This window comes from Klebsiella sp. CB_Kp196, from assembly GCF_040061575.1.
GTDB lineage: Bacteria > Pseudomonadota > Gammaproteobacteria > Enterobacterales > Enterobacteriaceae > Klebsiella > Klebsiella michiganensis.
In genome coordinates this window covers 28,168-41,364 of record NZ_JBEAFH010000040.1, presented here as the reverse complement: position 1 = coordinate 41,364, position 13,197 = coordinate 28,168, and the positions used below count along the sequence as shown (strand labels likewise).

Here is a 13,197-nt window from a genome sequence, read left to right as displayed (position 1 = left end):
CTGGTTGAATAACGGCGTCAGGCGCTGCGCAGCTGACGATACTGCTGACAAATCGATGCCACGCTGAACTTCTCCAGCGCCGCTGCGTCGATGGCCGGCGGGCTATGGTAAATGCTTTGCATCGTCTGAGCCAGCGCCGGGCTGTTGAGATCCGCCAGGCCACGCGACAGCTCGCCGGTGAGGATCTCGGTCACGCCGCCCGGGCAGCGGGTGCTGGCGACCGGCGTATCCAGCAGCAGCGCCTCAACCACCACGTTGCCAAAGCCTTCGCTATCGGAGCTGAGGACCAGCATCCGCGCGCCTTTAATCCACGGCAGCGGGTTTTTCTGGAAGCCCTTAAACAGGACGCGATCGGCAACCTGTAGCTGCTGCGCCAGCTGGCGCAGGCGCTGCTCTTGTTCCGGTTTTCCCTGCCCCAGCAGCACCAGCGGCGCATCGATACCGCTTTGCGCATAGGCCTCAATCAGGCGGTCGTGGCGTTTACCGGGATGAAAGCGGCCCACGTGGATAATATAGTCGCCGTCGGGGCGCTGGCTGGGCTCTTCGGCCGCGGCGCGCAGCGCGGGGATATCAAACGGGTTATAGATGGTTTGAAGCTGGGCCGGGCGAATAGCGAACTGCTCGACCAGGTCTTGACCTACCGCATCGGAGACGGCGACGACGTTGCGTCCCTGGTAAACGCGCCCGATTTTCTGCTGTTTCAGCCAGCGGTCAAAACCGCTGCGGTGTCCGAGATAGGAAGCGGAGAACACGCCGTGCAGGCAAAACCAGACGTTGCGCCCGTTCAGCAGGCGGCTGCGGGAGACAATGCGGTCGGTTTTATGCAGATTCGAGAGCACCAGATCGAAACGGCCCTGCTGTTCTGCTTTCTCGATTGCCGCATCAAGCTGGCGCGCGCGCCGGGACAGCTCCGTCAGCTTGCGCCACGGCTTGCGGCAGCGATCGGCGATGACCTGATAATCCAGCCCTTCCGGCAGCGGATAATCGCAGACGTCGCGCAGGGAAAAAAGTGATACCTGTTCACCCTGGCTAAGAAAATGCGCTGCCAGCGTCAGCACGACTTTTTCCGCGCCGCCGCCGGGCAGGCCGTCGATAACAAACAGTATGCGCATCGTTATTTCACCAAATCCTGATAGAGGGAGAGCAGCTGCGCCGAGAGACGTTCGCTGGTGCAGGTCATGATGCGCTCGCGGGCGCGTTCGCCTTGCGCAGAGCCTAACGCCCGGGCGGGAAGGGCGCTAACCGACTCCTGCAGGGCCGGGATATCCAGCGCATCGCAAACGTAGCCATTGCTGCCCTGAACAATAAACTCCGCGCCGCCGCAGCCGGTAGTCGTAATCACCGGCAGGCCGCAGGCCATCGCTTCGAGAATGACGTTGGGAAACGGATCGTACAGCGTCGGCAGCAGCAGGCCGTCGGCCATCTGATAGAACGGCAGGGTTTCCGACTGCATGCCGAAGAAGCGCACCCGCTCCTCGCAGTTCAGCGTTTTCGCCAGCTGCTGATAGCGGCCCTGCTCTTTATCTTTGCCCACCACCAGCAGGTAGCGGTTGGTCGGCGCGATGGCGCGGATCGCCGCATCCAGCCCCTTGCGCTCAAAGCCGGAGCCGACGTAGATCAGGCAGGTCGCCTGGCGCGGCAGATTCCATTTGGCGCGCAGCGCGACAAAGGCTTCTTCCGTCGGCGGCAGAAAACGCTGGTTATCGATAGCGTTATAGATAACGTGGATTTTTTCCGCCGGCAGGCCGAAGTCTTCAATAATCTCGCGTTTAATCATCTCCGCGTTGCAGATAACGCCGCGCAGGTGCGCGTCCTGGTACATGTCGCGCTCGGCCTGCATCACATAGCGATGGTAGCGGTCGGCAAACAGCAGGCGGCTTTTCCAGCCGGGCAAAATGCGCGAGCGCTGCTGCAGCCAGCGGCGGTGCACGCCGTCTCCGGCGCGGTACAGGTCGCAGCCGGGGATACGCTCGTGGCTTTGCACGAGATCGAAGGCTTCGCGCTGCCATAGCTGGCGGGCGGCGTCGGCAAATCCTCGCTCGCGGCTGATCCGCCCCCATTTGCGCGGATTGCAGATGTGGATGTTCCACTCGGGCTTCACCGGCCCCTGCCATTCGCGGGTGATGACGTTCAGTTCAAGATCGCTGTCGTCGAGGGCTTCCAGCGCGCGGGAGACAAACCGCTCCGCGCCGCCGTCCGGGCGATACTTCTGGCGTACCAGAGCCAGCCTGAATTTACTCATGCCAGTACCTTTTTCGCCGCCGCGATAACCGCGTCGGTGGGGATTAAATCGAGAAAGCGTTCGTTGGTGTTGGTATCAATGTCGTCAGGATCGGGAATCGATCCGAAATCACCCGCCCAAATCACCTCGCCCTGCGCCTGCCATGGATGCCAGAAGGTGAGCTTGGAGGGGCCGAATAGCGCCACCAGCGGCGTACCGAGCGCGGCGGCCATATGCATCGGCACGGAGTCAACGCCGATAAACAGGCGGGCATGGTCGATGACGGACGCCAGCTGGCGCAGGGTGAGCAGCCCGGCGAGGGAGTGCAGGCGAGCATTGGGGCAGCCCGCCATAATGGTGTCGATCATCTGCTTCTCTCTGGCGTCAGGGCCGGAGGTCAGCACGACCGGGTAGCCTGCTTCAGAAAGCGCGTTTATCAGGGCGCTCATCCGCCCTTCGCGCCAGCACTTAAAGAACCAGCGGGAGGTTGGCTGAATGACGATATAGTTATCCTGAAATCCTGCCGGCAGCAGCGCGCGGCTGGCGCGCCAGTCCTGCTCGCTGTAGCCCATCGTCGCCGGCGCGTCAGCAATATCCAGCCCAAGCGGCGCCAGAATCGACAGATTCTGCTGCACGGTATGCAGCTGGTTATGCCGCTCGGTTGAGGCGAGGGCGGTATGGCAAAAACGCCAGGCCGGGTGGCGACGCTTCGGAAAGTCAAAGCCGATACGGATGGCCGCCCCGGTCAGTTTGGTGATGATCGCGCTGGGCCACTGATCGGCAAGATTGAGCACCATATCGTAGCGCTGCTGGCGGAGCGTGCGAATCAGCTGCCACTCCATCTTCAGCTGATGGCCGGCGCCCTGTTTTTTCCAGCGCCGGTCAATGCCGTAAATGTGGCGGATATCCGTATTCGCTGCGAGCATATCCCGGGTTTCTTCATAAAGCAGCACATCCACGCTGGCGGCGGGATATTGCTGCTTAAGCGCGTGAATAAGCGGCGTTATCAATAACATATCGCCATGATGGCGAAGCTTAATAACCAGGATTCGCGCCGGGTTCACGCGGCCGGAAGTGCGGGTTTCAGGCGTCATTCTCTATTCTTCATTCAGGGGCAGGGCTCCGATTCTAGGGGATCAGATAGATTGAGAGAAGCCTTGTCTTGCTCTACCATGACCCGATACGTATGGCCTGAGGACGTTTTCGTGCACAAACCCGCATTTCTCATCACGATTGATACAGAGGGTGATAACCTCTGGCAAAAACATGACAGCATCACCACCGAGAATGCGCGCTATCTACCGCGTTTTCAGCAGCTTTGCGAAAAGTATGGTTTTAAACCGGTCTGGTTGACCAACTATGAAATGGCCATCGACCCGGTTTATATCGAATTTGCCAAAGATGCGATCGCCCGGGGAACCGCGGAAATCGGTATGCATCTCCACGCGTGGAACAGCCCGCCGACCGATCCGCTCACCGATGACGACTGGCGACATAAACCGTATTTGATCGAGTACAGCGATGCGGCGATGCGGGCAAAAGTCGACTATATGACCCGTCTGCTGGAGGATACCTTCCAGACCAAAATGGTCAGCCATCGCGCCGGGCGCTGGGCGTTTGACGAGCGCTACGCGCGTCTGCTGGTGGAGTATGGCTATCTGGTGGATTGCTCGGTTACCCCGAGGGTGAACTGGAAGACGGCGAAAGGCGCGCCGCAGGGCGACGGCGGTACCGATTACCGTGATTTCCCGCAGCACGCCTATTTTCTTGACGAGAATGATATCCGTCGTGAAGGGCAATCATCGCTGCTGGAAGTGCCGATGAGCATTCAGTACAAGCATTCCGCGTGGATGAATAGCCTGAAGCAGGGCTACGATCGCCTGCGCGGCAAAGTACGCTCGCCGTCGGTACACTGGCTGCGTCCGATGGGCGGCAACGTTGAGACGATGAAAAAAGTGGTCGAACAAACGTTGACTCAGGGTAATGACTACGTCGAATATATGCTCCACTCTTCAGAGTACATGCCCGGCGGCAGCCCAACGTTTAAAAACGAGCAGGATATCGAGCGCTTATATGCCGATCTGGACGCTTTTTTCAGCTGGCTGGCGCCGCAGGTGAAGGGAATGACGTTGGCGGAGTACTACCAACAGAAACTCACACAGCGATAAAAGATCACAACCAGGTACCGTATGCGTATCGTGAAGCAGTTTACGCGGAAGAAAAATGCCTTCTTCCGCGAAATTAAGTTTAATTTAATTAACTATCGTTACAGAAATAAAAGCGCACGCCAGCCCTTTAATTCCGCGAAGATTCAGCATGTTTTATTATTGCGCCTGGATGACAAAGTTGGGGATATGGTCGTAACGACCGGCTGCGCAAAGCTTTTAGCTGACCGGGGCTATAAGGTTTCGGTTCTTACCGGGCCGGTTTGTAAGCAGATGCTTGCCGGTGCGGATTTTCTTGAGCAGGTTTATTTATATCAGCCGCGGATGCCGTTAAACGCACTGCGTGCGGCAGGATTTGACGCGGTCGTTGATTTTGATGACGTGAAAACCTACGAGCGTTTTAAACTGCTGGCTGATTTACGCCCTGGCTGCGTTATCGGTTTTAATAAACAAGAATATAAGCTTTACGATCACTCTATCCCTTTTCTGGATAGCAGCAGCCATATTTCCGCGCTATAAAGCCGTCGCCAGGCTATTTGGCATAGAACACCCTCATTACCACTATCATCTGCCCGGCGATGCTTTTGAGCGGGAAAGAGTCAAAACACTGCTGGCTCAGCACAAGGGGAGTCAGCTCTGTATTGCCATAAACCCGTTTACCGCCTCAACGGATAAAGACTTTTGCCGTCATCAGGTTTCTGCTCTGATTGAACGCTTATATACGCTCCCTTATAAAATTAGCGTCGTGATGGTCGGGCATAGCGAGAAAATTCGTCAGCTTAATCTGGAAACGGCGCTGCATCTGCCAGATAGCAATATTAATTCAGCGGTTGAGATTGTTCGCCACTGCGATCTGGTGATTACGGCGGATACCGCCATCGTGCATATTGCTCGCGCGTTCGACAAGCCCATGGTGGCGGTTTACAACAAACGTAAACTCAAAGATACCGGTTTGCCGGGCTATACCATTTGGGCGCCGGGTTATGACAAGGCCAGACAGATTGTCTGCGAAGAGACTAACGTCGCCGACATGACCATTGACGCGGTCTGGCCGGCGATCAAAGCGCAGGCGGATGCCCTGATCGCCGCTCGCCAGCAGGCATAAAAAAGGGCCCGCTGCGGGCCCTTCTCTTAGCGTTTCGCCTTCAGGCTGCCGCTCAGCGCGATGCCCAGCGGCAGCCAAAACAGCGGCCAGCTTTCGCGAGGGTTGCTGATGATAAACATGCCCTGCGAGGCCATAAAAATCAGCGCATAGATAAAAATCGCCAGCCCGTAGCGGCCATCCTGCTGTTTGCGCCATGCCTGCCATAACCCTCCGGCAATCACCGCCAGCAGCAGCGCCAGGCCGATTATGCCGCCTTTCAACAGTGCGCCAAGATAGACGCTGTGGGTGGTAGTGATATGCTCGCCGCTGTAGTTGGTAAAGTTCAGCTCGTAGTCAAAGCCCCGACCCAGCCACGGCTGGCTGGCCACTTCCTGGACCGTATGGTGCCAGATACTCAAGCGCAATCCGCTTTGGGTGCCCAGCTCTTCAAAGCGCGCCAGCAGCAGGTCTCCCGTTGGCGTAAAGAAGAAAAGCGCGCCCAGAACCAACGCTAACGCGGCGACAATCAGAAGGTTGCGGCGGGTAAAGACGTGCAGGTGCAGGGTGCAAACAAACGCCACCAGCAGCGCGATAATCGGGCCGCGGCTTTGGGTCAGAAACAGCATCACCAGCATGATGGCTATCGGCACATACAGCAGGTGGCTGCCTTTCTCCTTCAGCAGCATCGCGCAAATAAGGATACCGATACCGCAATAGCCCGCCAGGTCGATCACGTTGGTCGGGCCGGGATTCTCCGGCGAAACCAGGCGTTCCTTGAGGACCAGAGTGAAGTCGATCGCCATCGTCCAGACGGAGAGCACTGTGATCCCGGCCACGACGCTCAGCAGCGCCAGATGTCGGGTCCGGGGATGGCCAAGTAGCGTTGTCAGCAGCAGAAGATAGAAAATTAAATAGGTGCCGTGGGTCAGAGGGGAATCGATATGCTGTGGCGTCTGCCCCCAAATATTGCTCAGCGCATAGTACACGCAGAATACGACCAGCAGGCTATAAACCGGCCACCGCTGGCGGATGCTTTCCGCTATTGCCTGACGATTGTCTTTGTTAAGCAGTGAAAGCAAAAAGAGCAAAATAGATAAATGAAGGAGGTTATTTGTCCGGGTTGATACGCAGAAAATAGCGCTAAAAAACAGAAACAAAGTGAAGAAAACGGTGTAGCCCTGTCTGGCGTAATTACTTATTTTTAAAGTACTCATCAAAAGAAACCTTTTCGAAAATCGTTTCCGGAACCGCGCTTTCTAACGAGAAGTTGACGACCCGAATATGGTTTTGTTGCAGCACGTTGGCAGCGTGCGAAAAGGACGGCATGACCAGGTCATCCACCTTATTTGCCAGCCAGGAGGGGAGTTTATCCTGTTCCGTTTCGTAGAATCGCGGCTGGTTGAAATTACTCATATCCAGCCCGCTTATCAGAATGGTTTTAAATCCCAGCCACATCAGAATTTGCAGTGCCCAGTAGACCACGGTTCCGGCATCGAAAATGCCGTGACGAATGTCGGTGCTAAAGCAAATATCCTGCCTTTGCGGATGAAAGCGTAGCGCGGGGACGCCGCGCCAGGCCTGCTGTATCGCGTTTTTGGCGACTTTAGGCTGATAAATTTTATAACAGGCGTCTTCAATTAATGCCAAACGACAGCGAAGCTCTGCGCCGTGGCGGTCGAGGATTTTGGCGATACCGTGCATGGTGGTGAAGAGCACAATGTCAGCCTGGCTAATCACCGAACGGATCACGTCCGGTTTTTTATCGTAAAACTCCATATCCACGATGGTATAGAGCGAAAAGTTAATTTTATCAGAGAGATGCCAGGCGCCGTTCACCCCCATCACCGGAATACTTTTCGGCAGCAGCGTAAAATCGATGCGGCGCGTAGAGGGGCCGGTGGCGGTCAGCAGCACCTCGCCCTGAGCGCTATCCTTCAGTTCGCTGAGATTGACCAGCGGAACCGCTTTCCCTTTGTATTTCAGGGTGCGGATTTCGCCGCTCGCCGCGCGCGTGATATGGGTAAACGGCCAGAGATTTTCGTTATGGCGAAAGGCGCGTCGATGCGTGTAGCGATAGATCTGCTTAAATAATGAACCCATTAAGCCAGTTCCTGAGATTTCAACAGTTGCCGAACCCGGGACGCGGGAATATCGCCCGTGCTGCTGCCGCTTTCCGGGCGCACCACGTGCTGATTTTTACCATAGCCGCCAATTAGCCCCGGATCGGTCGGGCCGTACAGCGTGAAGTTCGGTTTATCGAGCGCGGCGGTGAGGTGGCTCAGCCCCGTGTCGACGGAAACGACCCCGCGCGCGCCGGCCAGCACCTGGGCTACCTGCTCCAGGCTCATGCGCGGCAGGACGTCGACAAAATCGTGCCCTTCCGCCAGGCGTCCGGCCCGCGCCTCTTCATGGGGGGCGCCCCACGGCAGTTTGATGCGTATGCCGCTGTCGGCAAGCAGGGCGATAAGCGCCCGCCAGTTCTCTTCCGGCCAGTGTTTATCATCGCGCGTCGTGGCGTGAAGGAACACCAGATACGGCGCAGCGGACGGGTCAGCCTGACGCAAAAAATGGCGGGCGATCGCGTAGTCGCCCTGGGTTTCCGGCTTCGCGTAGCCGAGGCTTTTCGCAAACAGCTCGCGGGTGCGCTCAACGGCGTGCTGCTGTTTAGCGATATGGTGACGCCGGTTGTAAAACAGGCTCGCCAGCGGCTCGCGGGCGGTCTGCCAGTCCATACCGTGCTTCACGCCGCGGGCCAGTCGGGTGACCAGCGCGGCGCTCTTCACCAGCCCCTGGGCATCGATGATAGCGTCGTACTTTTCCGCGCGCACGGCCTCGCGGAACGCCTTGCGCTCGGCTTTGATCGGCGCGGAAAACCACGCCTTACGCCAGCGGCGAATCGCCACCGGGATGACCCGGTCGACGCTCTCATGCCAGGAAGGGATCTGCGCGAAGCCTTCTTCAACCACCCAGTCGAAACGAATGCCGGGAAAGGCCAGCGCGGCGTCGCTCAGCGCGGGCAGCGTGTGCAGCACGTCGCCCATGGACGAGGTTTTTACGATCAGTACCCGCATCCGTCAGGCTTCCTCTTGTTCCGTTTTTTCCAGCAGCAGGTCGTTTAATTCTTCCAGTACGCGCTGCGGCGTAATGTCGATCAAACTCTGATGATAGCCTTCGGCGGCGTCGCCTTTACGCACTTTGTGGTAGCCGCTGATCAGGCGGATCACGCGCGCTTTGTGCGACAGCGGTGGAGTGAAGTCCGGGCTGCTGGGCCCGTAGAGCGCCACCAGCGGACGGTCCAGCGCCGCGGCGACGTGCATCAGGCCGGAATCGTTGCTGACTACCGCTTTACAGGCGGCGATCAGAATAACGGCCTGCTCAAGCTGGGTTTCGCCGGCCAGATTGCGGCACCATGCCTGCTGTTCGGTCGTGAGCGCGGCGAGGATTTCATTGCCCGCTTCGTGGTCTTTCGCGGAGCCAAACAGTACGATCTGAAAGCCTTCGTCGATCAGCTGTTTCGCCAGCTCGGCGTAGTGATAGTGCGGCCAGCGTTTTGCCGGGCCGAACTCTGCGCCGGGGCAGAAGCCGATAATCGGGCGCTCGGCTGAGAGATTAAACGCGCTGCAGGCCTGCGATTTTTCGCCTTCATGCACCTGCAGCTGCGGCCAGAGCAGCGGCTGCGGCAGATCTTTCGCGCAGCGCATCACGCCTTTATCGTATGCGAGACCGACGTAGCGTTCGACCATCAGCGGCCAGGCGTCTTTATCCAGCTTACGGGCATCGTTCAGCAGGCCGTAGCGCATCTCGCCGAGCCAGCCTGTGCGATGCGGTATTCCCGCAAAGAACGGCACGAGGGCCGATTTAAACGAGTTGGGCAGCACGAAAGCGCGATCGTAGCGACGTTCGCGCAGGCTGTGCCCAAGCTTACGCCGTTCACCGATTTCCAGCGCGCCGTGGCCGAGCGGCATCGGGATCGCTTCGTTGACTTCCGGCATGCGCGATAGCAGCGGACGGCACCATGCGGGCGCCATCACGTCGATTATCGCCTGGGGATAGCGCGCCCTGAGCGTACGGTAAAGACTTTGCGACATCATCATGTCGCCCACCCATGACGGGCCAACCACCAATATTTTCATTCATTCCATCCTTCAAGCTGTCTCTGCGTTGGCTGCCTGCGTTCCCTCCGGTCACTGATTTTAGTCAGCTCCCGGAGAATCACTGAGTTGCCGCCTTGATACCGCTCGAATGATTTTATGAATTCGCATGATTGTCGCGATTGAGCCAGGCCATATATTCCGTTACGCCTTCGGCAACGGTCTTAAACGGTTTATCGTAGCCCGCTGCGCGCAGGTTAGTCAGATCCGCCTGGGTAAACGCCTGATAGCGGCCTTTGAGTTTATCCGGGAACGGAATGTACTCGATGCTGCCTTTCTGGTGATAAGCCAGCGTTGCGTCTGCAACGGCCTGGAAAGACTCCGCGCGCCCGGTGCCGAGGTTGAAGATGCCGGAAACGCCGTTTTCCCAGAACCACAGGTTCACCGCCGCGACGTCGCCGACGTAGACGAAGTCGCGCTTGAAGCCGTCGCTGCCTTCGAACAGTTTCGGACTTTCGCCATTATTCAACTGGGTGTTCAGATGGAAAGCGACGCTGGCCATGCTGCCTTTATGGCCTTCGCGCGGCCCGTAGACGTTGAAATAGCGGAAGCCGACAATCTGCGAGTTCGCTTCCGGCAGGATCTGACGGACGTATTCATCAAACAGAAACTTGGAGTAGCCGTAAACGTTGAGCGGCTGCTCGTATTCGCGGGATTCAATAAAGTCGCTGGTGCGGCCGCCGTAGGTCGCTGCGGAAGAGGCGTACAGGAACGGGATTTCACGCTCCAGACAGTAGTGCAGTACCTCTTTGGAATACTGATAGTTGTTATCCATCATGTACTTGCCGTCCCACTCCGTGGTGGAAGAGCAGGCGCCTTCATGGAAAATAGCGTCGATATCGCCGAACTCTTCGCCCGCCATAATCTGGATCAGAAAGTCTTCTTTATCCATGTAGTCGGCAATGTTCAAATCCACCAGATTGATGAATTTGGTCCCGTCTTTCAGATTATCTACGACCAGAATGTCGGTAATACCCTGGTCATTCAGCGCTTTAACGATATTGCTGCCGATAAAGCCTGCGCCGCCGGTAACGATGATCATAACTGTAACCTTTGAAGTTGGTAGTCCAGAGACAATCCGGACATGAATACTCCTATCATATCACTACATCGGAAAGGCTTCAGCCATTCGCCGATAAGGTAGAGAGGGACTCGTGATTTATGCTGCAAATAATTCATGCAGTAATGCATCATCTCGTATCAGCGTATAGCTTTAGGTAATATGTGCCAAATTTTGCCGAATCTGGAGAGTTGCAATGCGTGGGGATTTCTACAAACAGTTAACCAATGACCTGGATACCGCGCGCGCGGAAGGGTTGTTTAAAGAAGAACGGATTATCACTTCGGCGCAGCAGGCGGATATCACCGTCGGCGGCAGCCAGGTGATTAACTTCTGCGCCAATAACTATCTCGGCCTCGCGAACCACCCGGAACTAATTGCCGCCGCGAAAAGCGGGATGGACAGCCACGGCTTCGGCATGGCCTCCGTGCGCTTTATCTGCGGTACCCAGGACAGCCACAAAGCGCTTGAGAAGAAGCTGGCCGATTTTCTCGGTATGGAGGATGCGATTCTGTACTCCTCCTGCTTCGACGCCAACGGCGGCCTGTTTGAAACCCTGCTCGGCGCAGAGGACGCGATTATCTCCGATGCCCTGAACCACGCGTCGATCATCGACGGCGTGCGCCTGTGTAAAGCGAAGCGCTTCCGCTATGCCAACAACGATATGCAGGAGCTGGAAGCCCGTCTGAAAGAGGCGCGTGAAGCCGGCGCGCGCCATGTGCTGATCGCCACCGACGGCGTGTTCTCCATGGACGGGGTGATCGCCAACCTGAAGGGCGTCTGCGATCTGGCGGATAAATACGACGCGCTGGTGATGGTCGATGATTCGCACGCCGTGGGTTTTGTGGGTGAAAACGGCCGCGGCTCCCATGAGTACTGCGACGTGATGGGCCGCGTCGACATTATCACCGGTACGCTGGGTAAAGCGCTGGGCGGCGCGTCCGGCGGCTATACCGCCGCGCGTAAAGAAGTCGTCGAGTGGCTGCGCCAGCGCTCGCGTCCGTATCTGTTCTCCAACTCGCTGGCGCCGGCGATTGTCGCCGCCTCCATCAAAGTGCTGGAGATGGTGGAAGCGGGCAGCGAGCTGCGCGATCGTCTGTGGGCTAACGCGCGCCTGTTCCGTGAAAAAATGACCGCGGCAGGGTTTACCCTTGCGGGTGCCGATCACGCCATTATCCCGGTGATGCTCGGTGAAGCCACCGTGGCGCAGCAGTTCGCGCGCGAGCTGCAAAAAGAAGGTATTTACGTCACCGGATTCTTCTACCCGGTGGTACCAAAAGGCCAGGCGCGTATCCGTACCCAGATGTCTGCGGCGCATACCCCTGAACAAATTGAACGTGCGGTGGAAGCCTTTACCCGCATCGGTAAACAACTGGGCGTCATTGCCTGAGGGTGTGAGATGAAAGCGTTATCCAAACTAAAGGCGGAAGAAGGCATCTGGATGACCGACGTACCGGAACCGGAAGTCGGCCACAACGATCTGCTGATTAAAATTCGCAAGACCGCGATTTGCGGTACCGACGTGCATATCTACAACTGGGACGAGTGGTCGCAAAAGACCATTCCGGTTCCGATGGTGGTGGGGCATGAATACGTCGGCGAAGTGGTGGGTATCGGTCAGGAGGTTCGCGGCTTTAAGCTGGGCGACCGCGTTTCCGGCGAAGGGCATATCACCTGCGGCCACTGCCGTAACTGCCGCGCCGGGCGTACGCATTTGTGCCGCAATACGACGGGCGTCGGCGTCAACCGTCCGGGCTGTTTTGCCGAATATCTGGTGATCCCGGCGTTTAACGCCTTTAAAATCCCCGACAATATCTCTGACGATCTGGCGTCGATTTTCGATCCGTTTGGCAACGCCGTGCATACCGCGCTTTCATTCGACCTCGTCGGTGAAGATGTGCTGGTTTCCGGCGCCGGCCCGATCGGCGTGATGGCCGCCGCGGTGGCGAAACACGTTGGCGCGCGCAACGTCGTGATTACCGACGTTAACGAATATCGCCTGGAGCTGGCGCGCAAAATGGGCGTCACCCGGGCGGTGAACGTGGCGAAAGAGAACCTTAACGATGTGATGGCCGAGCTGGGCATGACCGAGGGTTTCGACGTGGGTCTGGAGATGTCCGGCGCGCCGCCGGCGTTCCGCACCATGCTCGATACCATGAACCACGGCGGGCGTATTGCCATGCTGGGTATTCCGCCGTCGGATATGTCTATCGACTGGACCAAGGTGATCTTCAAGGGGCTGTTTATCAAAGGGATTTATGGTCGCGAAATGTTCGAAACCTGGTACAAGATGGCCGCGCTCATCCAGTCCGGGCTCGATCTGTCGCCGATCATCACCCACCGCTTTGGCATTGATGATTTCCAGCAGGGCTTTGACGCGATGCGCTCCGGCCAGTCTGGCAAAGTCATTCTCAGCTGGGATTAATTCCGCCCCGGTCAGGATGGTAAAAAAGCGCCCACGGGCGCTTTTTTGAGAGTTATCCTACAATTTTGTGATACTTAATCCACTCCGCACT

At 57.4% G+C, this 13,197-nt stretch carries 11 protein-coding genes and 1 pseudogene; 4 read left to right on the top strand and 8 right to left on the bottom strand.

All coding sequences use genetic code 11. The features are described 5' to 3' along the window. Positions 1-17 precede the first annotated feature (17 nt). Genes ABLU87_RS11955 through rfaQ form a run of 3 tightly spaced genes read right to left on the bottom strand, consistent with a single transcriptional unit; the run spans position 18 to position 3,315 of the window. Positions 18-1,112 carry a glycosyltransferase gene (locus ABLU87_RS11955; RefSeq protein ID WP_032718810.1) on the bottom strand — a complete coding sequence of 365 codons (1,095 nt, stop codon included), beginning with the start codon at positions 1,110-1,112 and terminating at the stop codon, positions 18-20. A gap of 2 nt (positions 1,113-1,114) precedes the next feature. Continuing rightward, positions 1,115-2,242: a glycosyltransferase family 4 protein gene (locus ABLU87_RS11950; RefSeq protein WP_032718809.1), complete on the bottom strand. Its 1,128-nt coding sequence runs from the start codon at positions 2,240-2,242 to the stop codon at positions 1,115-1,117. Continuing rightward, positions 2,239-3,315: a putative lipopolysaccharide heptosyltransferase III gene (gene rfaQ / locus ABLU87_RS11945; protein ID WP_122116745.1), complete on the bottom strand. Its 1,077-nt coding sequence runs from the start codon at positions 3,313-3,315 to the stop codon at positions 2,239-2,241. Before rfaQ ends, ABLU87_RS11950 begins: the two co-directional genes overlap by 4 nt. Before the next feature lie 111 nt (positions 3,316-3,426). Here rfaQ and ABLU87_RS11940 point away from each other — a divergent pair, with 111 nt between their 5' ends. Then, the gene (locus ABLU87_RS11940) at positions 3,427-4,389 is read left to right on the top strand and encodes a polysaccharide deacetylase family protein (RefSeq protein WP_014227244.1); all 963 of its coding nucleotides are present in this window, start codon (positions 3,427-3,429) and stop codon (positions 4,387-4,389) included. 21 nt (positions 4,390-4,410) lie between these two features. Then, positions 4,411-5,491: pseudogene (locus ABLU87_RS11935) on the top strand (glycosyltransferase family 9 protein). Positions 5,492-5,517: 26 nt separating this feature from the next. Here the strand turns inward: ABLU87_RS11935 and ABLU87_RS11930 are convergent. From ABLU87_RS11930 to rfaD, 5 genes are all read right to left on the bottom strand, one after another. Beyond that, a complete protein-coding gene (locus ABLU87_RS11930; RefSeq protein ID WP_196942126.1) occupies positions 5,518-6,684 on the bottom strand; it encodes an O-antigen ligase family protein in 1,167 nt (388 codons plus the stop codon). Then, positions 6,662-7,570, bottom strand: a complete 909-nt coding sequence (locus ABLU87_RS11925; protein ID WP_014227241.1) for a sugar glycosyltransferase — start codon at positions 7,568-7,570, stop codon at positions 6,662-6,664. Before ABLU87_RS11925 ends, ABLU87_RS11930 begins: the two co-directional genes overlap by 23 nt. Then, positions 7,570-8,541 (bottom strand): lipopolysaccharide heptosyltransferase RfaC, encoded by a 972-nt coding sequence (gene rfaC / locus ABLU87_RS11920; RefSeq protein ID WP_009652757.1) that lies wholly within the window; start codon positions 8,539-8,541, stop codon positions 7,570-7,572. Before rfaC ends, ABLU87_RS11925 begins: the two co-directional genes overlap by 1 nt. A 3-nt stretch (positions 8,542-8,544) precedes the next feature. Then, a complete protein-coding gene (gene rfaF / locus ABLU87_RS11915) occupies positions 8,545-9,603 on the bottom strand; it encodes an ADP-heptose--LPS heptosyltransferase RfaF (protein ID WP_014227240.1) in 1,059 nt (352 codons plus the stop codon). 115 nt (positions 9,604-9,718) lie between these two features. Further along, positions 9,719-10,663 (bottom strand): ADP-glyceromanno-heptose 6-epimerase, encoded by a 945-nt coding sequence (gene rfaD / locus ABLU87_RS11910; RefSeq protein ID WP_014227239.1) that lies wholly within the window; start codon positions 10,661-10,663, stop codon positions 9,719-9,721. Positions 10,664-10,877: 214 nt separating this feature from the next. On the opposite strand from rfaD, the gene kbl reads away from it, so the two are divergent. Together kbl and tdh are read left to right on the top strand one after the other, a co-directional pair. Next, positions 10,878-12,071 carry a glycine C-acetyltransferase gene (gene kbl / locus ABLU87_RS11905; protein ID WP_014227238.1) on the top strand — a complete coding sequence of 398 codons (1,194 nt, stop codon included), beginning with the start codon at positions 10,878-10,880 and terminating at the stop codon, positions 12,069-12,071. Between the two features lie 9 nt (positions 12,072-12,080). Continuing rightward, the gene (gene tdh, locus ABLU87_RS11900) at positions 12,081-13,106 is read left to right on the top strand and encodes an L-threonine 3-dehydrogenase (RefSeq protein ID WP_004855475.1); all 1,026 of its coding nucleotides are present in this window, start codon (positions 12,081-12,083) and stop codon (positions 13,104-13,106) included. The last annotated feature ends 91 nt before the right edge of the window (positions 13,107-13,197 follow it).